14 protein-coding genes and 2 pseudogenes are annotated in these 18,392 nt (G+C 69.6%); 12 read left to right on the plus strand and 4 right to left on the minus strand.

The annotated features are described in order from the left end of the window. Window positions 1-6 precede the first annotated feature (6 nt). From ACWGH1_RS31065 to ACWGH1_RS31080, 4 genes are all read left to right on the plus strand, one after another. Window positions 7-1,254, plus strand: coding sequence for an MFS transporter (locus ACWGH1_RS31065; RefSeq protein WP_453352037.1), 1,248 nt, complete (start codon window positions 7-9; stop codon window positions 1,252-1,254). Next, window positions 1,251-1,721 carry an ester cyclase gene (locus ACWGH1_RS31070; RefSeq protein WP_453352038.1) on the plus strand — a complete coding sequence of 157 codons (471 nt, stop codon included), beginning with the start codon at window positions 1,251-1,253 and terminating at the stop codon, window positions 1,719-1,721. Before ACWGH1_RS31065 ends, ACWGH1_RS31070 begins: the two co-directional genes overlap by 4 nt. 38 nt (window positions 1,722-1,759) lie before the next feature. After that, window positions 1,760-3,283, plus strand: coding sequence for a class I adenylate-forming enzyme family protein (locus ACWGH1_RS31075; protein WP_453352039.1), 1,524 nt, complete (start codon window positions 1,760-1,762; stop codon window positions 3,281-3,283). A 700-nt stretch (window positions 3,284-3,983) separates the two neighbouring features. After that, a complete protein-coding gene (locus tag ACWGH1_RS31080) occupies window positions 3,984-4,232 on the plus strand; it encodes a hypothetical protein (protein ID WP_453356005.1) in 249 nt (82 codons plus the stop codon). 18 nt (window positions 4,233-4,250) lie between these two features. Here ACWGH1_RS31080 and ACWGH1_RS31085 read toward each other — a convergent pair. Beyond that, a pseudogene (locus tag ACWGH1_RS31085) lies at window positions 4,251-4,352 on the minus strand (IS5/IS1182 family transposase); the annotation flags it as partial. 744 nt (window positions 4,353-5,096) lie between these two features. Between ACWGH1_RS31085 and ACWGH1_RS31090 the strand changes: the two are divergent. From ACWGH1_RS31090 to ACWGH1_RS31110, 5 genes and pseudogenes are all read left to right on the plus strand, one after another. Further along, window positions 5,097-5,300 (plus strand): DUF6233 domain-containing protein, encoded by a 204-nt coding sequence (locus tag ACWGH1_RS31090; protein WP_453356004.1) that lies wholly within the window; start codon window positions 5,097-5,099, stop codon window positions 5,298-5,300. Then, a complete protein-coding gene (locus tag ACWGH1_RS31095; protein ID WP_453356003.1) occupies window positions 5,297-5,617 on the plus strand; it encodes an NUDIX hydrolase in 321 nt (106 codons plus the stop codon). The genes ACWGH1_RS31090 and ACWGH1_RS31095 overlap by 4 nt, the downstream gene beginning before the upstream one ends. A 129-nt stretch (window positions 5,618-5,746) precedes the next feature. Beyond that, window positions 5,747-6,294 (plus strand): annotated as a pseudogene (locus ACWGH1_RS31100) (transposase family protein). A gap of 25 nt (window positions 6,295-6,319) precedes the next feature. After that, entirely contained in the window at window positions 6,320-6,637 is a 318-nt protein-coding gene (locus ACWGH1_RS31105) for a hypothetical protein (protein ID WP_453356002.1), read from the plus strand. A gap of 1,470 nt (window positions 6,638-8,107) precedes the next feature. Next, the gene (locus ACWGH1_RS31110; protein WP_453409208.1) at window positions 8,108-9,976 is read left to right on the plus strand and encodes a D-alanyl-D-alanine carboxypeptidase family protein; all 1,869 of its coding nucleotides are present in this window, start codon (window positions 8,108-8,110) and stop codon (window positions 9,974-9,976) included. 1,020 nt (window positions 9,977-10,996) lie between these two features. Here the strand turns inward: ACWGH1_RS31110 and ACWGH1_RS31115 are convergent. Continuing rightward, window positions 10,997-11,818 carry a hypothetical protein gene (locus ACWGH1_RS31115; protein WP_453356597.1) on the minus strand — a complete coding sequence of 274 codons (822 nt, stop codon included), beginning with the start codon at window positions 11,816-11,818 and terminating at the stop codon, window positions 10,997-10,999. 784 nt (window positions 11,819-12,602) lie between these two features. Between ACWGH1_RS31115 and ACWGH1_RS31120 the strand changes: the two genes are divergently transcribed. Then, window positions 12,603-12,926 (plus strand): hypothetical protein, encoded by a 324-nt coding sequence (locus tag ACWGH1_RS31120; protein ID WP_453409209.1) that lies wholly within the window; start codon window positions 12,603-12,605, stop codon window positions 12,924-12,926. Between the two features lie 158 nt (window positions 12,927-13,084). On the opposite strand, the gene ACWGH1_RS31125 is transcribed toward ACWGH1_RS31120, so the two are convergent. Continuing rightward, window positions 13,085-14,116, minus strand: coding sequence for an ETX/MTX2 family pore-forming toxin (locus ACWGH1_RS31125; protein WP_453357136.1), 1,032 nt, complete (start codon window positions 14,114-14,116; stop codon window positions 13,085-13,087). A 459-nt stretch (window positions 14,117-14,575) separates the two neighbouring features. Here ACWGH1_RS31125 and ACWGH1_RS31130 point away from each other — a divergent pair, with 459 nt between their 5' ends. Beyond that, a complete protein-coding gene (locus ACWGH1_RS31130; protein ID WP_453357135.1) occupies window positions 14,576-14,737 on the plus strand; it encodes a hypothetical protein in 162 nt (53 codons plus the stop codon). Between the two features lie 203 nt (window positions 14,738-14,940). Here the strand turns inward: ACWGH1_RS31130 and ACWGH1_RS31135 are convergent, their stop codons facing one another. Next, window positions 14,941-17,433, minus strand: coding sequence for a Helicase associated domain protein (locus ACWGH1_RS31135; protein ID WP_453409210.1), 2,493 nt, complete (start codon window positions 17,431-17,433; stop codon window positions 14,941-14,943). Window positions 17,434-17,604: 171 nt separating this feature from the next. Between ACWGH1_RS31135 and ACWGH1_RS31140 the strand changes: the two genes are divergently transcribed. After that, on the plus strand, window positions 17,605-18,147 hold the full coding sequence (locus ACWGH1_RS31140; protein ID WP_453353157.1) for a hypothetical protein: 543 nt from the start codon (window positions 17,605-17,607) through the stop codon (window positions 18,145-18,147). Window positions 18,148-18,392: the final 245 nt, after the last annotated feature.

Consider the following 18,392-nt stretch of genomic DNA (forward strand, 5'->3'; position numbering starts at 1 on the left):
TTCCTCATGACCACCCCCACCTCGGCCACAGCCCTGCCGGGCCGTGTGCTGGCCGTCGCCGTGTGCAGCGCGTTCCTCGTCGGCCTCGACTCGATGATCACCGTGCCGCTGATCCCCGAGATCGCGGCCGATACCAACACCGCCGCCCGTGCCGGCGGTCTGTTCGTCAGTGCCTATGCGCTGCTCTTCGCCCTCGTGGCACCTCTGTGCGGCGCCATGTCGGACCGCCTGGGACGGCGCCGGATCCTCTGCACTGGTCTGGTGATCTTCGCTCTGGCCAACGTGCTCACCGGCCTGGGTGGCGACTTCACCCTCATCCTGGTCAGCCGCGCGGTTGCCGGCCTCGGGTCGGCCATGATCATGCCGAGCGTCTACGCCATGATCGCCGAGAACTTCCCGTTCGAGAAGCGCGGCAAGATCATGGGCATCGTCGTGGCCGGCCTGCTCAGCTCCACTGTGCTCGGCGTACCGCTCGGCTCCTACCTCGCCTACCTGATGACCTGGCGCGCCGCGTTCTTCGCCGTCGCGGTCGTCGCCGCCGCCGTCTACCTGATGGTCCTCCTGCGGCTGCCGGCCGTGGCTCCCAAGGACCCGCAGGAGCGGGCTCCGGGCAACCCGGTGGTCGGCTACCTCGGCATGATCCGACGTGCCGTCACCACACCCGCGCTGTTGTGCGTTCTGGGCTCGACACTGCTGTGGAGCGCCGCCCTGTACGGCATGTTCTCCAACATCGGAATCTTCTTCGCCGAGCGCTTCGACTTCAACGAGGCCCAGACCGGATTCGCGATCATGGGATCCGGAGCGGGCAGTATGACCGGCGCCCTCCTGGGCGGACGGATCGCCGACCGGCTCGGCAAGCGCCGTGTGCTCGTCGTCGCCGCAGTGGTGGCGGCCGCAGGGGTGACCGCCGTACCGCTGATCGGCAAGCACCTCGTCGCCGTGCTCGTCGTGTTCATCCTGTGGGGCACCGCCGTCGGCGTCGGGCAGCCGGCCCTCAATGCCCTCGTGAGCGAGCTCCGCCCGGAAATGCGCGGCACCGCGCTGGCCCTCAACGGCTCGGCGCAGTACACCGGCATGATGCTGGCCACCAGCATCGCGGCGGCCCTCCTCCAGGGCAGCTTCTCCTTCACGGTCATCGGCGCGTTCTGCGGGGTCTGCGCCCTGGCCATCCTGCCCCTGCTGATCGGGGTACGGGTCACCGCGCCCCAGGAGACGCCGGCCCAGCCCGCCACCAGGACGGAGGCCTCCGCATGAGCGCCCTTGCCGGCCAGGAGACGGATCCCGGAAAGATCCTCTTCGAGCGGTTCGTCGATCTGTGGAACGGCGAGGTGGACTTCCCGGACGCCGCGGAGTTCATCGCCGACGAGTTCACGGTGCACAGTGCCGAACTCGCCCGCTACCTGGGTTTCCCCGATTCCAATCGGATCACCACCCGGGACGGGCTCCTCGACTGGGTCGGGGCCGTTCGTGGGCTCCTCCACGACGTGCGGTTCACGACCGACCCCGGCCCCATCCGGGACGGCGATTACGTGGCCGGCGGCTATACGGTGACCGGTACCTATGCCGGCGGAGCTCCGGCGGCGACCGTCGAGCCGGGAACCCCCGTGCGGTATGCGGGAATGTCCATCGTGCGCCTGCAGGACGGCAAGATCGCCGAGTACTGGGTGCTGTCGGACGGCCTGGGCCTCCTGTCACAGCTGGGAGCCGTGGCAACTCCCTGACCGTCCGCCCTTACCCGCATTCAGAGGATTGTTGACCCATGCCTGAAATATCCCTACTTCACGATGTGCTGGACTCGGCCGCCGAACGGTGGCCGGACCGCCCCGCGGTGTCCCGGCTCGGCTCGACCGCGACGTACGCCGAACTACGGGACGCGAGTCTGCGGCTGGCCGCATGGCTCCACTCCGAGGGTGTTTCCCGGGGACGACGGCTCGTCATCTCTCTGCCGCCCAGCCCACTGGTGCCCGCACTCGTCTTCGCGGCCTCGCGCGTCGGCGCCGTCTACACGGTGCTCCACGAGCAGGTCGTCGGAGCACCGCTGGAGCATGTCCTCGGCGACTGTGAACCCACCCTGGTCGTGGCCGACGGCGCGTCCGTGCTGGACACCGTCCGCGCCCTGGGCATCAACGCAGTCACCGCACCCCAGGTACAGGCACGGGCGTTCCCCGTCCCGGCCACACCGGCGCACTCAGCACAGATGCTGCCCGCACCCCTCGCCGTCGACCCGCTGTCCCTGATCTACACCTCGGGCACGACCTCGGCACCCAAGGCCGTGGTGAGCACGCACCAACAGGCCGTTTTCGCCGCCCAGGCCATCCAGCAAGTCCTGGACTACCGCGCCGACGACGTCGTCTACTGTCCGCTGCCCCTGTCCTTCGACTACGGGCTCTACCAACTGTTCCTCGGCGCGCTCAGCGGATCCCACATCGTGCTGGGCAGTGCCGCCGAAGCCGGGCCGGCGCTGCTGCGCAACCTCCTGGAGAGCGGCGCGACCGTACTGCCGGCCGTACCCTCGGTCGCCGAATCACTGGCCTGGCTGCTCAAGCGTGCCTCGCGGCGACCCGCCCTGCGCCTCGTCACCAACACCGGTGCGGCCCTGTCCACCGAGACGCTCAACGCCCTGCGCGCGGCGATCCCGGAGCTGAAGGGGCAGGTGATGTTCGGACTGACCGAGTGCAAACGCGCCACCATCATGCCCCCGGACGGTGACCTGCTCCGGCCCGGATCATGCGGTCTGCCGCTGCCCGGCACCGAGGTCTTCACCGTCGACGAAGAGGGCAACAGACTGCCGGCCGGTGAGATCGGCGAGATCACGGTCCGCGGTCCGAACGTCATGGCCGGCTACTGGCGGCGTCCCGAACTTAACCAGCAGAAGTTCCCGCTCCGCGACGGTCTCTTCCCCGAACTGCGGACCGGCGACTACGGCCGGCTGGACGAAGACGGCTACCTGTACTTCTCCGGTCGTCGCGACGACCTCTACAAGGAGCGGGGTTTCCGGGTCAGTGCCACCGAGGTGGAGGCCGCGGCTCACCGGATCCCGGAGGTCGTCTCCGCCGCCGTCCTCCCGCCGTCCGGGAAGAAGTCGGCGCTGCTTGCCGTGGTCACCGACCTGGAACCCCAGGCCGTCCTCGAACGGATGCAGGAGCAGATCGAGGAGTACAAGATTCCACGCCGCTGCGTGGTCCTTGAGACCCTTCCCCTGAGCCGCAATGGGAAGGTGGATCGCAAAGCACTGGCGGCCCTCCTCGAAGACCGGGCCCGCTCGTCCACCACCGTGCGCTGAGACTCCGGGCGCTGACTGTACGGCCGGCTCATGAGGGCTGCGGCGTGAGATTCCGCCGGCGGCGACGAAGTCGCCGCCGGCGGTGTTCTGCTCGGAGGCGCCTGTCCGGAGGGACGGTGGAAGTCCACGCCGGCTTTCCGTCCCGCAGCCCCCGCTCCAGGCCGCGCACGAGGGCCACAGCCTCTTCGGCGTTCTCGACCCCGCCGATCACGGCGAAGGGACTGCGTCGGCAAACCTTGAACCGCCCGTTGGCGTGGTTGAGCGGCGGCAGCCTCCAGCAGCGAGACGATGCTCGGACGGGGGCGCCCGGGCGAGCGGATCAGGTGTACCGCGTGCCTCCACTGCCCGCTGGGCAGGAGCGACCGCCAAGATGCCTCGACGGCCTCAGCCGTCCGACCAGGCCCGGGCGAGCGAGGTGAGCGCGGATGTTCCTGAACCCCCGGCGGACCAGGCCGGGGTGAGCCGGTCGGAGGTGGCGGGTTTCTCCCAGGGCCTGCTGAGCGGGTGGCCCGGTCCTACGGGACCACTGCACGTGCCGACGGCCGCCGGCCGGTTCAGCGACTCCCACGGACGCCTGCCGTGAGCCACTTGGGTGTGTGCGGTTGATTGTGTCCGGCCTTTGAGGGATCAGCATGTTAGAGATGTAAAGAAATCGTCGGAAAACAGGAGGTATGTAGTGATGCGTGCTCATCTTCTCCGCATGGCGGCTGTCGTCGGTGCCGCCGCAGTCATGACCCTCGGCGGCGCCGCCGTGGCAAGCGCCGACGGGGGTGTCGGCAATTCGGGTATCGGTAACTCCGGCGTAGGCAATGCCGGTATCGGCAACTGGGGTGTGGGCAATGCCGGTGAGGCGAACGGGGGACTGGGCAACGCCGGCATCGCCAACTCCGGGATCGGTAGCGCTGGAATCGGCAACGCCGGAGTCGGCAGCGCGGGTATCGGCAACTGAGAGCGACCGGCAAATGGATCATTTGAGGCGTCGGGTCGTGGGGCGAGTGTCCCAGCGGTAGCGGCTGGTCGCGCGGCGGATGAGCATACGGAGCGTGACGAGCGTGGCGGCAAGGTAGAGGTCCGCGGTCACCCACCGCCTCCCAGTCTGGCCTCTCCGCAGATGGACGTCTTACCGATTGGTAGGTTGACGTCCGCAGCGAGGCAGTCTGGGGGGAACCGGTGGGGATGCGAAGCGGGTGCCGAGGCGCCGGGATGCTGTGGACGTGGGGCGCGGCCGCTCTGGCGGTCCTGGGCGGAGTGAGCTGGCTGCTGGCATGGGGCATGGCCCCGCCGGAGGGGTCCGTGACGGCGTTGACGGGGCGGGGGCCTAGGGGTTTCGCCACTTCGGCGCTGGGCGCGGTTGCTGCCGGGGCCTGGATGGCCGCGTCCGGTGCGCTCGCGATTGCGTTGGTCATTGGGGCGCTGGATACGGTGCGGGGCTGTTGGCGTGCTGGTCGCCGGTCGGGTATGAGCGCCGGGGCTCTGCTGGCAGTAGGCGTGGCCGGTGGGGCAGTCCTGGCTTGGGTGCACCGGATGCTGGCGGAGATCGTCCCGGAAGGCTCCATCGAGGTGCGCCCACACCCGGGCGCCACGGGGTCCATAGAGGTCTCCTACGGGCCCGATCTGCTCGTGATCGTGCTGATGGTCGTGGCGGTGGGCCTCATCCGGGGATGCCGCCGTGCTGATCGTCAGCCGAGGGGCCATGAGCCAGGCGCCCGCGCGTAAACCGGCGCATGGTGCTGGCTGCCGTGGGATGTCATCCCGGCCGTGAAGGCGGGCACGCGCGTGGAGTTCTCTTCGCTCAGTGATCACCGGAGGGCTCGTGCGCAGTGAACGCGGCCGAAAGGCCGAGGCCGCCGCAGCACGGCGACGGCCACCGGCGGCGTGGCTGGTCGAGCGCGAGATCGGCGCCGGCCGACCGCCGGGCCGCGTCCACGTCGGGACGTGCTGGGACACCGGCAACACCGCCGGGTGGCTGGCAGCGAACAACGCGGCCGCAGTCGCTCGCGGCATCACCCTGGCGTGAGCGTGCAGGCTGAGACCCGTACGGGCACGCCCGCCGTGCCCGTACGCACCAGCGCGGTCATCCTCGACGGCCGCCAGATGTGTCTCATCCACCGTCGCCGCTCTGCCGGAGACCAGTACTCCGTACCCGGCGGCCTCGTCAACGACATGGAGGAGATCCCGGCAGCACTCGCCCGAGAACTCCACGAGGAACTGGACCTCGACCTCAACGAGGTCCCCGAGGCGCCGCAACTTCGCTGGGTTGGCTTTGTAGCCGCGTTTCGAGAACGTCTGTTGCCCGGCAGCAGGAACACTGAGCTCTTTCAGAGTGGCCACTGATCGGGTGACCGGCCGGCGTCCCGCAACGCACGAAGCTCCTGTGCCGTTGAGAGAGGTGTTCGACGTCTCAACTCATCAGCGCAGGAGCCTCGTTGGTTACCTATCCTGCCTCACTCGACCTGGGTAACCATGCTCATCGTCACCCGTGAGGGTGACCGCCGCTGCCGGGCGCCCGGCCTACTGCGGGTCCTGCGGGAAGCCGATCCCGGCCACGTCCTGCTCGACGGAACACTCGCCGAGTGCGACCGGGTCGGCGACAGCCGGGCCGGCTTCCCCCAAAAGCACCGCCGCCACGGCGTGAACCTGCAGGTCGTCACCGATCCCACGGGCAAGCTGCTGTGGATCTCGCCCGCACTGCCCGGCCGCACCCACGACCTGACCGCAGCCCGCACCCACCGCATCATCCGGATCTGCGAACGCCAAGGCGTCCCCGTCCTCGCCGACCGCGCCTACATCGGGGCCGGCTCCTGGGTCACCACACCGATCAGACGCCTTCCACACCAGGACCTCACCGCGACCCAGCGGACGATCAACCGGGCCCTGTCAGGGCACGAGCACCCGTCGAACGAAGTGTCGCGCGACTGAAATCCTGGCGCATCTTCCGCCGGGCCCGCTGCAGTCCCAACCGGATGACCCCCATCGCCGCCGCCGTCCTCACCCTGGAGAGGCAACGCTGAAAACGCTCAGTGTCACGCATCCGGCGTGTCCGGCTCATCCGGATCCGGTGCATCCGGCCTGCCTGGCGGATCCGGTGCGTTCGGCGCCCCCGACACCGCCCTGCGCGCCCTCGCGCCGCTCGTCCGGGCGACCGCCTCCGCCCTCGACGCCGCCCTGCGGGACGAGGAGTTCACGGCGGACCTCGACCAGGCCCGCGCCCTCGACCTCGCCCACCGCGAGGCCCACCCCGCCCGGCACGACGACGTCCCGCGCGCCGGGCTGCACCTGACCCACGAGGCCCTCGCCGACCACGCCCGGGACGGCGGCATGCCCGCGACCGGCCGCACTCCACCGTCGGTCTGAACCGGACGGGCCCGTTCGGCCCGGCCGGAGTATGACCGGACTGTCACAGGATCGGGTCGCGGGAACGAACCGGGAACCTCGTACATCTAGCCGGTCAGCGGGGCTCTGCGGGGCCCCGCCTGACGGAATCGGCAAGAACCGGCCGGGTTGGCCGGGGGTGAGTGGCAAGGCGGGGCAGGGATGAAGGCGGTAGCGGTGGCGGGCGGTTCCCCGGACACTCCGAAGTCTACGGAGACGGAAGGGACCGAGCTCTCGGGAACGCAGAACACGCCTCCCGAACCCCCGGGCGACACCCCCCGGCCCACGTCGGACTCCACTACGAGGACGGACCCGGATAAGGCGTCGGCTGACGACGCCCGGGAAAACGCGCTCGCGGAGGGCCCCCACGGCGCACCCATGGCGACGGCAGAAGCCGAGTCGGCCGCCGAGACGGAGTCCGCCGAGGTCGCGTCCGCCGGACCGGTGGCGAAGGTAGAGGCTGAGCCGGAGGCTGACGATGCCCGGGACGCCGAGCCCAAGGAGGGCTCGCGGGGTGAACCCGTGGCTGAGGCGGACGCGCCCGAGACCGCACTCGCGGAGGGCAAGCGGGGCGGGACTGTGGCGGAGGTGGAGGCGGACCAAGACGCCGAGGTTGATGCCGTGCGGAAGAACAGGCTCGCGGAGGGCACGCCGGGCGCACCTGTGGTGACGGCAGAAGCCGAGTCGGACGCCGAGGCGGAAGCGGAGGCCGAGGTCGAGGGAGCCGCCGAGACCGGGTCCGCCGAGGCCGCAGCCGCCGAACCGGCGGGGAATGCAGAGGCTGAGCCGGAGGCTGACGACGCTCGGGACACGGAGCCCGACGAGGGCTCGTGGGATGAACCCGCAGTGCAGGCTGGGCTGGAAGCGGCCGCTCGGACGAATGACGAGGCGGAGGCTGACGACGCTCGGGACGCCGAGCCCCACGAGGGCTCGCGGGGCGAACCCGTGGCTGAGGCTGACGCACCCGACACCGTACTCGCGGAGGGCACGCCGTGCGCAACCCTGGCGACGGCAGAAGCCGAGTCGGAGGCCTCCACGGACGCCGAGACGGAGGCCGGGACCGGGCTCGAGGTCGCCACGGAGATCGGGTCCGTTGACGGAGCTCTGGCCGAATCGGCGGCGAGGTCAGAAGCCGAGACGGAGGCCGGCGAGACCGCGCCCGTGGCTGCGGCGGCACAGCCCGACGTGATTGCTACGGGCGGGGCCGTACCCAGGACGGCGGCCGCGGAGGGGGACGTACCGGCGTCCGGTGCCGAGGCCAACGACGGGGCAGCATCCGCCCCTTCCGCGGCAGCCATCGGCGAGGCCGTACCCGAGACCAAGAGGGCGGCGGCCTCGGACGGGGATGCACCCGCGTCCGAACCTGCGGCTGGCGGGCCTGCATCCGAGGCCCGTGCCGAGGGCACCAGTGGGAATGTATCTGACCCCCGGGCCGCGGCCGCGGACGGGGACGTGACCAAGTCCGACGCGGTAGCCGGCGGCGGGGGCGCGCCCGAGGCTGAGGTTGGCGGCGGGGACGTACGCCTTGCCGCGCCCGAGCCTGCGGTCGGCGCGGATGGCGCAGTCGACGAGCATGACGAGGCGGCCGAGGAGTCCGCAGAGGCAGCCGGTCCGGACGACGATGCGGGCCGGGAAGACCGGCTTGCTCGGGACGACGAGGCCGACGCCGAGCGGACCAGCCAGTTCGTGGCCCTGAAGGACCTCGGCGCCCCGACGGAGAAGGCGCCTCGGCCACGCGTCGTACCGCCGAACCGCACCCCGGGCCGGACCTCGGCCACGCCCACCACCCCGCCCGAGATCCGGACCCCGACTCCAGGCACGGCCCCGGGGCGGACCCCGACCCCCGCCCCGGGCCCGGCTGCGGGCCCGGGGACCGGCCGGGCTTCGGCTCGGCCCGGGGGGCCTGCCCGTACGTCGGCGGGGACCGCGGACCCGGCCGCGACACCCGCCGCCCCCGCCCCGGAGGGGCCCGCGCCGCACCCCGTCGTCGAGCGCACCCGCGAGGTGCCGGTCCCGCCGCGACCCCCGCTGGATCTGCTGGCCGAGCTCACCAACAACCCGCCTTCGCCCGAGACCCCGCGCCGCACCGTCGTCCGGCGCGTGAAGATCTGGACCCCGATACTCCTGCTCCTCGCCGGCGCCGCCATCGGCGGGCAGCTGCTGCGCCCGCTGCCCGCCCCCCGGATCGTCGCAGCCGAGCAGACGCACACCCTCGACGGACAGTTCTCCGTACCGTGGCCCGCCAAGGGCCAGGGTGCCGTACGCGTCCCCGGCTCCGGCGACATCGGTGCCTTCGGCGAGCAGAAGCCCGTCCCCACCGCCAGCGTCGCCAAGGTCATGACGGCCTACGTCATCCTCAAGAACCACCCGCTCCGCAAGACCGAGGCAGGCCCCCAGATCGAGGTCGACGCGAAGGCCGTCGCGGACGGCACCTCCGAGAACGAGTCCCGGATTGAGGGCTTCGTCGCCGGGGCGAAGTTCAGCCAGCAGGACATGCTGAAGATGCTCATGATCAAGTCGGCCAACAACGTGGCCCGGCTGCTGGCGCGCTGGGACACCGGCACCGATTCCGAGGCGGCGTTCGTCGGGAAGATGAACGCCGCCGCCCGGGAACTCGGCATGCAGAACACCACGTACACCGACCCCAGCGGTCTGGACGCCGGAACCGTCAGCACCGCCGCCGACCAGCTGAAGCTGGCCGAGGCCGTGATGAAGGACGAGGCGTTCCGCGCCGTGGTCGCCCTGCCGAGCGCCGAGATCAAGGGGCTGTCCAAGCCGTTCCCCAACAACAACACCCTGCTCTCGGTCGACGGCCTCAGCGTCAGCGGCATCAAGACCGGGTCGAGCACCCCCGCGGGCGGCACGCTGGTGTGGGCGGCGTACAAGTCGGTCGGCGACGAGACCCCGCTGATCCTCGGCACGCTCATGGACCAGCACGCGGACGGCCCGGACCACAACGGGGAGAACAGCCTGAAGCTCGTCCTGGCCAACAGCGAGAAGATCATCGAGTCGGTGCGGCAGGCGCTCGACTCGGCGCCGGTCGTCCGCAAGGGCCAGACGGTCGGCCACGTGGACGACGGCCTCGGCGGCCGTACCCCGCTGGTGGCCACGAAGGACCTGAACGTGATCGGCGTACCGGGCCAGCAGCTGCAGCTGGTCCTGCGGCCGGGCGTGTCCGGGACCCCGCACGCCGCGAAGGCGGGAACTGAGGTCGGCGTCCTGACGGTCGGTACCGGGGAGGGCGCGAAGCACGTCCCCGTGGCGCTCGGAACCCAGCTGGCCGAGCCCTCCTTCACGACCCGGGTCACCCGCCTGCGCTGACCGAAGGGCGCCCGCGAGCCCGATGCCCGGTACGGACCGTACGACACCGACTCCCGTACCGGGCACCGGCGTCACGCGCCCGGCGTCCCCGGATGTGGACGAGAGCGGGCAGCACTGGACAGCCGCGGCCCCCGCGGGGCGTGGAGAGTGGACACCGCCCGTACGGTCCTGTGGGCCATGGAGCGCCGCCCGCCCAGGCAGCGGTACCCGCACCCCCCACCCGGAGGAACACCAGCCATGGCTCGCGGTGAAGGGAGTGTTCCCACCACCGGCACACGACCGCCCGCGCCATACTGAACACCTCCGCCGGCTCCACTCCGGCCCGGCGCGCCCGGCGGGACACCCCACCCCACCGCTGTTGCGCCCCGACGACTTCCGAGACCCTCCGCAGGTCGAGGTCCTCCAGCTGCTGGTCGGCGTCAGCGTCCAGTGGCCGTGCCGCGTGCGCTCGCAGCGTTCGGCGTAGCGAACCGCGCGAACCGGCTGCCCGGTGCGCCGTGCCGTACCTGGTCGGCAGCCGAACGCCACCGGCCCTATGACAGCCCCGCCGGCGCGCCAGAGGGCGTGTGGGGCGTCTGTCTCCTCCTGTGCGGAGAACCCGTCCTCATCCTTGCCCCAGGACGGCAGCGCATGCCTGAGCGTCTCCTCGTCGACCCCGCACAATCCTGCCACCACAGCCCGGCCTACCGGACTGAGCAGGACTTCCGCGTCCGCGCGAAGCGCGCCACCAGGATGTCGAGGCTGGTGGTTCTTCCACCGCCAGTGCCCGAGTAGCCAGCTGGGTTCCTGGCCGTGGCGGGCAGCGAGCCGGCACATCAAGGACCAGTCGTCTCTCTGCTCAGCGGACCCACACGGCAGATCCCTGCTGAAGGTCGGTCAGACTCAGGCATGACTGTTTGGGCGATCACGCCCTTTGGCTGCCCGCGAGGCTCTCCGACAACCCCCTCGCTCCCTCCACGGGCAAGTGATCCATCGGGCGACTCGCCTGTGAGTAGGTGGGGTGGTGGCAGCGGTTGGTTGTCAGCGGGTGATCGCGCTGGGGAGCGAGTGTGTTCCTCCGCTGGTGGCGTCTATCTCGTTGGGTGTGAGGATTGGTGCGGTTGGCCAGTCGAATTTTTGGGGCTCGGGCCAGAGTCTGGTAGGGGCGGTACTGGTGGGGTCGAGTTTCATGACGAGTTCTGTGTGCAGCTTCGGTGAATCGGCTTCGACGATGAAGAGCGCAATGTGGTTGATGACGATCGTGGTGATGTGGCCTTTTGACTGGCGATCTTCCACTCCGATGACCCAGGTGTCGCCTTCTGGATCTGTCTCCGTGATGGGCTCGGCGATATCTAGGGCGATTCTGCGGTGGCGGGACATGGCGTTCGGGTGCGGTTCGCAGGTGACTGCCCAGACGGTGAGGTTCGCTGGTGGTGTGTTGGTGGTCATGATGTGGGTGCGGTGGTCTTCGGGGACCGTATAGGGATCTCCGTCGACGCGTGCTCTGACCATGGCCGTCTTCGCCGCCCAGGTGGCGAGGACCTCGGCGTCGGCTGCACTGACGTGCGTGTGCTGGCCGCGGAGGAGGGGAACCAGAGTCTTCTCTGCGCGGTTCTCCAGGTCGTTCATCCAGCCGCTGTTGCAGTTGCCGCACACATCCTTGAGCGTCTGATTGAGGATGGACTGGGGAATCTCGCGAGACATGGCTACGTGGATTCCGTCGGGGTAGGAACGGGTGACTGTTTCAGTTCGTGACTTTGGTGCTCCCCAAAGGACTTGGTTGATGAGTTCACGCCGGAGGACGTGTTCACCGGTCATCTTGACTTCGGGCGCTGACCGGCTACAGAACAGGCATTTCTTCATTTCTGCATCCTGGCGTGTTGGCCCTGGGCTTGTCCTGGGTTTTCATCTGGTGCTGTCCGTGTACCGGCAGCGGATCTTGGCTGCCATGGGGTGACCAGGCTGCTGCCATGAGCCGCGTAGCAGCAGGGCGGGTGGCTGTCATGGGTTTGCCCATTCCTAACCGGGTCGCGGTGGGCGCCGAACCGCAGCTGCGATGTGCCGGTTTGGCGTCAGTGGGATGGTGGCAGTGACGGGTCGTCAGTCAGGTGTGTCCCTGCCGGTTGTGTGACCGGGGGGCGTGCTCGTCACTGACGCGGGGGTGGTGTTCGGGGCGGTTGTCGCTGTCATGGGGCGGTACACGTGCAGGTCGCGTACTGACAAGAACACGGGAGATCGCACCACATCCACGACGGCGGGATCTGCACGTGCGACCGCCTGGACGACTACGACCGCGAGCCCGCGAACATGGCAGACCTGGAAGGCGGCGTCAGCGCCTGGTGGTGAACCGCCGCAGGCCTAGCGGCTCCTGGACGGGGCAGGTGATCTGTCCGCGGGAGCGGTGAGTCCGGGGCGCGGCGGGATGGGGCGCAGCAGGGTCTGAAGGGACCGTTCCAGGCCTTTTGCTTCTGGGGCGTGGCCCGGGGTGCCACACGACGCCCGCCCGCCGCCCTACGGGCCCTGGCGGGCCCTGCGGGCGAATCGCCGGGCGCCCTTCGGGCGCGTTCACCGGCGATTCGGTCCGCTGCGCTGCCCCAGACGCAACCTGTTTGTGGGCTCCCGCCAGTGGCCCCTGCTGGCCCACCGCATGGATCAGATCCGCGAATACGGCGGCTCCGCACTCCTCGGCGCGCACCTGGGCCGCCTCCAGGCCGACACCTCCTGGAAGGACGGCCCGTCCTCCACCACGGTCGGGCGGCTGGTGGACGCGACCCTGCACTCCCTGACGACACCGCCCTCGGCGCCGGCCACGCCCGCGTCCCGGGTCCGCGTCTCCCCGGCGGCTGCCCGTTCCCGTTCCACCACCACGCCCGCCGCCGCGGCCCCCGGACAGCAGGCCCCGACGGAAGCCGCCGTTCCCGCCCGCCGGCAGCAGGCCGCACCGGCCAGGGGCGCGGGGCGTACGCGGTGACGGCGGGAACCGAGCTCCCCGGCCGGGAGTACCCGCCGCCGGGCCACGACTACCCGCGCACCTGAACCGGGTGTCGGCCGTTCCAGGATTCTGGAACGGCGCCCGACCCGGTCAGGCGATTCGGCGAGTGTGGCGGGCAAATGCGGAGTGTCGTGGGGTCAGGCGGGGAACATGGCGCTGACGGCTGCTTCCAGGCGTGCGTGTTCCACGGCCAGGGCGCTGTACTGGCCGTCGCTGTGCACGTCCACGGCGGCCTGTTCCAGTGCGGTGCCCACTCGGCTGTATTCGCTGATCAGAGCGCGCTCGATCTCCGAGAAGGCGTTGGAGGGGGCGCTCATCCGGTAGACGGCGACGGGCGAGACGAAGCCGGGAACGTGAACGATCCCCCGGACGGGATACATCTCGATCTTGCCGGTGCGGCGGTTGTGGAAGGCGAGCCAGCCCTCATAGACGCCGGCGCACAGCCTGACGTCCATCCTGGCCCATTCGTTCTTCGGGATGGTGATGCCGCTGGTCTCCGTGTGGGTCTTGGTGACCTCGGTGGTGTTCGTCGTGGTCTTGGCCCACTTGACCGACAGGGACCGCTTGACCTCGCCGCCCTTGAAGTTCACGCCGGCCTCGGCGGTGAGGCCGACTTCCCAGCCTTCCTGGGTGCTCTGCGAGACCGAGACCGTCGTCGTCTCGCTGTACTCAATGGTCTTTTCGCCCTCCTCGGGAAGCGTCGCCGTCAGGTGCGGTGCCACCCCCACCAAATCCCCCACGAACGCCACCGGCTGCTTGCGCGCCGCGTCCGCGACCATGATGGCAGCCACAAACATGTCCGGGTCGTAGAGCAAACCAAACTCAACGGCCTCCTGCACTGACAACTTCTCCGGATTGTCCCGCATGGAGTTGTGGACGACGCTGACGTTGCTTTTGTCGAAGTCCTTGCCGGCCCAGTGGCCCTTGGTCTCCGCGGCCAGCCTGGTGTAGGCGTCCTCCAGCTTGAGGGTCTTCTCGATGTCAGCGCGGGTGGCAACGACGTCGAAGCCGGCCCGCTGCTCCTTCAACTTGCCTTTGCGTACGGCCTCAAAAGCCCACTTGTGCACGATGGTGGAAGGTGCGTTGAAGGGCGGCTTCTTCGAGTCCCTCGGCAGACAGTTGATACTGCCGATGAGAATGTCACCGAACTTGCTGTACGGCTCTGGCACGAGCGATCTCCCGATCTCCTCTGGCAGGGCTGCCCCCTGCGATGACCATGGAGTACCGGTCGCCCTCCACACAGCGGAACGGGCCGGGACCCGCCCTCACCCGGACAGCCGCCGCCGTTCACCGGGGAAACGATCACTCCGCCCCGCCATCTGGCCAGGCGCACGAAAGGGCGCAATAGGGGGCTCACGCAGGGATTCCCCGCGGGATGTGTGCGTCCAACTCACCCCTGCGGCTCCTGGATCTGCGGCTGCCCCTGACAACGGTCGCGATGCCCTCATTGTCTGGGCCCACCGCTGGGACGACACCCGACTGCGGTACATCACCGGCCATTGTGACGACGACGCCGGGTTTGGGGCCTGCTGCATACGGGTTGTTTCGGCTCCCCACGGGCCGGACCGCACGACCGGCAGGGTAGGGCAGGAGGGAGCACATACCAGAACGGCGAAAGGACAACTGCTATGGGCATCCTCGACAGCCACGGCGACCTTCTTCAGAAGCTTCCTGTCATCGGTAGCCTCACGGACGGCATTATCAGTGCTGGTGCAGGCGGCACCATCACGCAGGACATGGTCAACCAGGCTAAGCAGATCAAGCCCGCTGTGGACCAGGCCAACGGCTGACCCCACAGTCAAGGAAGTCCGCAAGCCCACGGCCTCCAGCACTCGTCGTCATCACCGGCCGGTCCGGACGTGGGGACTGCACGCGCTTACAACCCCTTTCGGCGCACCCTCGCGGTGGGTTACTCACAGGGGTGCAATCCCCCCGTCCTCGGACGAAATTTACGGCTCCCAGGGCTGCGCGACCGCGTTCAACGCCCCCGTGCCTACCGGGCCCAGTGGATGCCGAGTTCGGCGAGGGATGCGAGTTGTTCGGCGTCGAGCCGGTCACGCCGCTGCTGCTGGTTCATGACCCAGATGCCGGTGCGGTGCTCGGTCCCGTCGGGCAGGGCCTGGACGACGCCGCGCCCCGGCAGGCGACCTTCCCGTGCGATGTACTGCGTGAGGGCTTGCAGGCCTTTCTGGAACGCCCCGCCGCCCGTGCCCGGCCCGGATGCCACGGCGGCCCTCGCGGGGGCCTTCCTTGCCCGTCTGGCCTTCTGCGGCTTCACGCCCAGCTTGCCGAGCCTTCGCTGCTGCTCCTGGTTGAGCCGGTCCCAGTCGCGTTGTTGGGTGGTGAGCCAGCGTCCGACGTCGTCGCCGTGCAGGGTGATCCCGGGTACGACGTCGTTGAGCCGGGCGCCGTCTGTGAGGAGCTGGGCGAGGTAGGCGTAGTGGCGTTGCCAGTCGACCGTCCACCCGTGTTCACGGGGGTTCCAGTCGGGGTCGATGGCGGCGAGTTGGGCGGCTCGCCGGCGGGCGCGTTGGGTGTCTTTCCCGAGTCCGCCGGGGCGTCGGATGTTCGTCAACCACTGTCCGAGCGCCCGGTCGAGGGCGGTGGCGTGCCGTGGGGCGGCCAGGGTCCCGTGCAGCTCGAAGTAGTGGCGGGCGGCGGCGAGGTTTTCGGCGAACCCCTGGTCGGTGGTGTCCCACACGATCCCCAGTTCTTCCAGCTCGGCGGCCCGCTCGCCGGTCATCTGCCCGGCCCGGTACGTGCGCCGCTGGTCGGAGAGCCAGCGCCCGAGCGGGTAAGCACCCTCGGTGTGGTCGTACGGCACCTCCAGGTGGTTCTCCCGCTCCCGGTAGCGGTACGCGGCCTCCACGCCCCGGCGCCAGTCCTGCCGCTCGGTGTTGATGACGGTGTAGCTGATCCACTTGGCGATCAGTGCGGGGTCGCGTGGGGCTGCGAACCGGAGCAGCAGCCGGTCTTCCTGCTCGCCCTCGGCGGGTGCCGGACCGACCGGGAGCGACGGGTCGACGACATGTTTCCGGGGTTCCTGTGGAATGGCGAGCATTTCCACAGCCTTTTCATCGTGCGCCCGAAGACCTTCCAGTACCCGAATCAGAGGGCGGTACGAATTCGAGGAAAGCATGTCCTCCGGCTTCTCGTCCTCGGCCAGGAACACCGGAACGATGAGCGTCGCCATTTTGCCCTGTCCCGGCTGTTGGCGCAGGGCCCGTCCGATGGCCTGGACGATGTCCACAGCCGATCCCTTCGGGTCGATCAGGGCGACCGAGTCGGTTGCCCTGATGTCGACTCCCTCACCGAGAACCCGACAATTACTGAGCACGGCGCGCCCCGCCCTGCGCCCGAAGTCGCCGAGGACGGCCTGCCGGTGCGCGCCCTCGTGTTCCCCGCACAGCCACCCCGCCCACACTCGCTCGGGGTGCCGGGCCGGATCCACGGCGTGGAGCCGGGACGCGACGCGGGGGAGGCCGGCGGCGAAGGCTTCGGCCTCGATGGTGCGGTGGTGGAAGGTGATCGTCGTCTGCAGTTTGTAGGCGGCCATGGTCTCCAGCAGCGCGGTCTGCGTCGCGGCGAGCCGCTGTCCCCGCAGCGGCTCCTCGTACCGCTCCTCGCCGATGAGCCGGTCCGGTGTGACGACGGGGTCGGTCAGCTCGGCGACGACGATCTGGTACTTCGCCAAAAGGCCCCGGGAGATGGCCGCCGCCAGTGACAGCTCGTAGACGACGGGCCCGAACACCTTCTCGTCGTCCATCGAGCAGGCCAGCTCACGCGGCAGCCGGTCCCGTACCCGCCGGGTCCGGCCCGCCGTCTCCTCGTCCACGACCTCGACCTGCGCCTCGTACAGCTCCTGCTCCGCCGGCGAGCGTGGAGGGTATTCCTTCCAGATCCTGGGGGTGGCCGTCATGTACAGCCGGCGCATGGCCGGGATGACCTCCTGGTGGTGGATGTCCGCCCACGCCTTCCCCGCCGATCCCGAAGTCCGGTGCGCCTCGTCGACGACCACCAGGTCGAAGACGTCCATCGGCAAGCCGTACGCCCCCTCGTGGGCTTCGGCCAGGACCGGGAGGGAGGCGTAGGTGGCGTAGACGGTGACGGGGCCCCGGCCGTGCCAAAGCCCGAGCTGCGGCGCCGACGTCGTCGCGCGCACCCCCAGGCTCCACAGGGTCGGGTCGTCTTCCAGCGAGCACACCGCCACCGCGGGTCCGGTGTGTCCGGCGATCCTCCATTGCCGGGCCGTCTGCGTCAGCAGATCCAGAGTCGGCAGGAGCACCAACACCCGTCCCTGCCGGGCCAGACGAAGCGCCGCCGCGGCGGCGATGAACGTCTTCCCGGTCCCGCACGCCGCCACCACCGTGGCCCGCAGACCGGCCTCCGGGATCCGCTTCCCCGGAGGAATATCCAGCCCACGGACAATCGCCTCCACCGCCTCCTCCTGATGAGGACGCAGCACGATGTCACCAGACCTCTGCATACGGAACTCCACGGAAAACAGAGCGGCGAAAACACCGCCAGGGGAGGGGTGGAAGTTTCCTCGGGATCCTACACAGCTACACGCATCACATCCGGCGTGATGCATACTGGAGACTGTACTCGTGCCAGACGAGCCTGGCACTGACACGGATGCGCCGTCCTGCTGGCGTGCGTGGCTGACGCGATCGGAGCTGAAGTGTCTGCACTGCTGGACTCACTCATCCGGATGTGCCCTCCGGGTCGCCGTGCAGGGGAAGCCGTCGACTGGGCTGTACTGGAAGAGAGCCTGGGCTTCGGGCTCCCCGCCGACTACAAGGAGCTGTCCGAGGTCTATCCGCCCGGTCTGTTCGGCGAGTTCCTTACCGTCATCAGCCCCATCTCCCCGCTCCCCACTCTCGATCTCCGTTCGCAAATCGAGACCACCCAGCTCACACTCCGCGTCCTGGAGCGTCACGGCAATGAACTCCCGGGGGACCGGAACCTGATGGTCCCGGTCTGCGGGACGGACAACGGCAACTGGGTCTTCTGGCTCCGGGACCCCCTGGAGGAGCCCGACCGTTGGCCGCTTGTGGTGAGCGAGGCGCGTGGCCCTGAATGGGACAGGTTCGACGGCGGGATCGTGGCCTTCCTGGTCGGTGTCCTGTCAGGCACAACGAAGATCGAAGTCTTCCCCGAGAGCTTTCCCTGGAGCAGGCCGAAGTTCAGGGCAGGATGACCCCGAGCAACACGGCCGGCAGGCAATCCCGACCGAGGACAGCCCCGCCCCTGTAACCGGCCGCCCGCGGAGCGGGCTTGTCCTGGAGGCGGAGCCGGAAGGACCCCAGGGCGGGGAGCGGAGCGACCCGCCCAACGGGCCGAAGGCCCGGACCCCGTGAAACGGGGTCACCCAGGCCTGCCGAGCGGGCCGTTCGGGGTGTAGCGAAGCGGAACCCCGAACCAGTCCGGAGCGAAGCGCAGGAC

The sequence above is a fragment of the Streptomyces sp. NPDC054883 genome, from assembly GCF_053610645.1.

Coding starts and splice junctions, on each gene's coding strand:
- ACWGH1_RS31065 (WP_453352037.1), top strand. CDS start 7: ATGACCACCCCCACCTCGGCCACAGCCCTGCCGGGCCGTGTGCTGGCC.
- ACWGH1_RS31070 (WP_453352038.1), top strand. CDS start 1,251: ATGAGCGCCCTTGCCGGCCAGGAGACGGATCCCGGAAAGATCCTCTTC.
- ACWGH1_RS31075 (WP_453352039.1), top strand. CDS start 1,760: ATGCCTGAAATATCCCTACTTCACGATGTGCTGGACTCGGCCGCCGAA.
- ACWGH1_RS31080 (WP_453356005.1), top strand. CDS start 3,984: ATGGCGGCTGTCGTCGGTGCCGCCGCAGTCATGACCCTCGGCGGCGCC.
- ACWGH1_RS31115 (WP_453356597.1), bottom strand. CDS start 11,818: ATGAAGAAATGCCTGTTCTGTAGCCGGTCAGCGCCCGAAGTCAAGATG.
- ACWGH1_RS31120 (WP_453409209.1), top strand. CDS start 12,603: ATGGATCAGATCCGCGAATACGGCGGCTCCGCACTCCTCGGCGCGCAC.
- ACWGH1_RS31130 (WP_453357135.1), top strand. CDS start 14,576: ATGGGCATCCTCGACAGCCACGGCGACCTTCTTCAGAAGCTTCCTGTC.
- ACWGH1_RS31135 (WP_453409210.1), bottom strand. CDS start 17,433: ATGCAGAGGTCTGGTGACATCGTGCTGCGTCCTCATCAGGAGGAGGCG.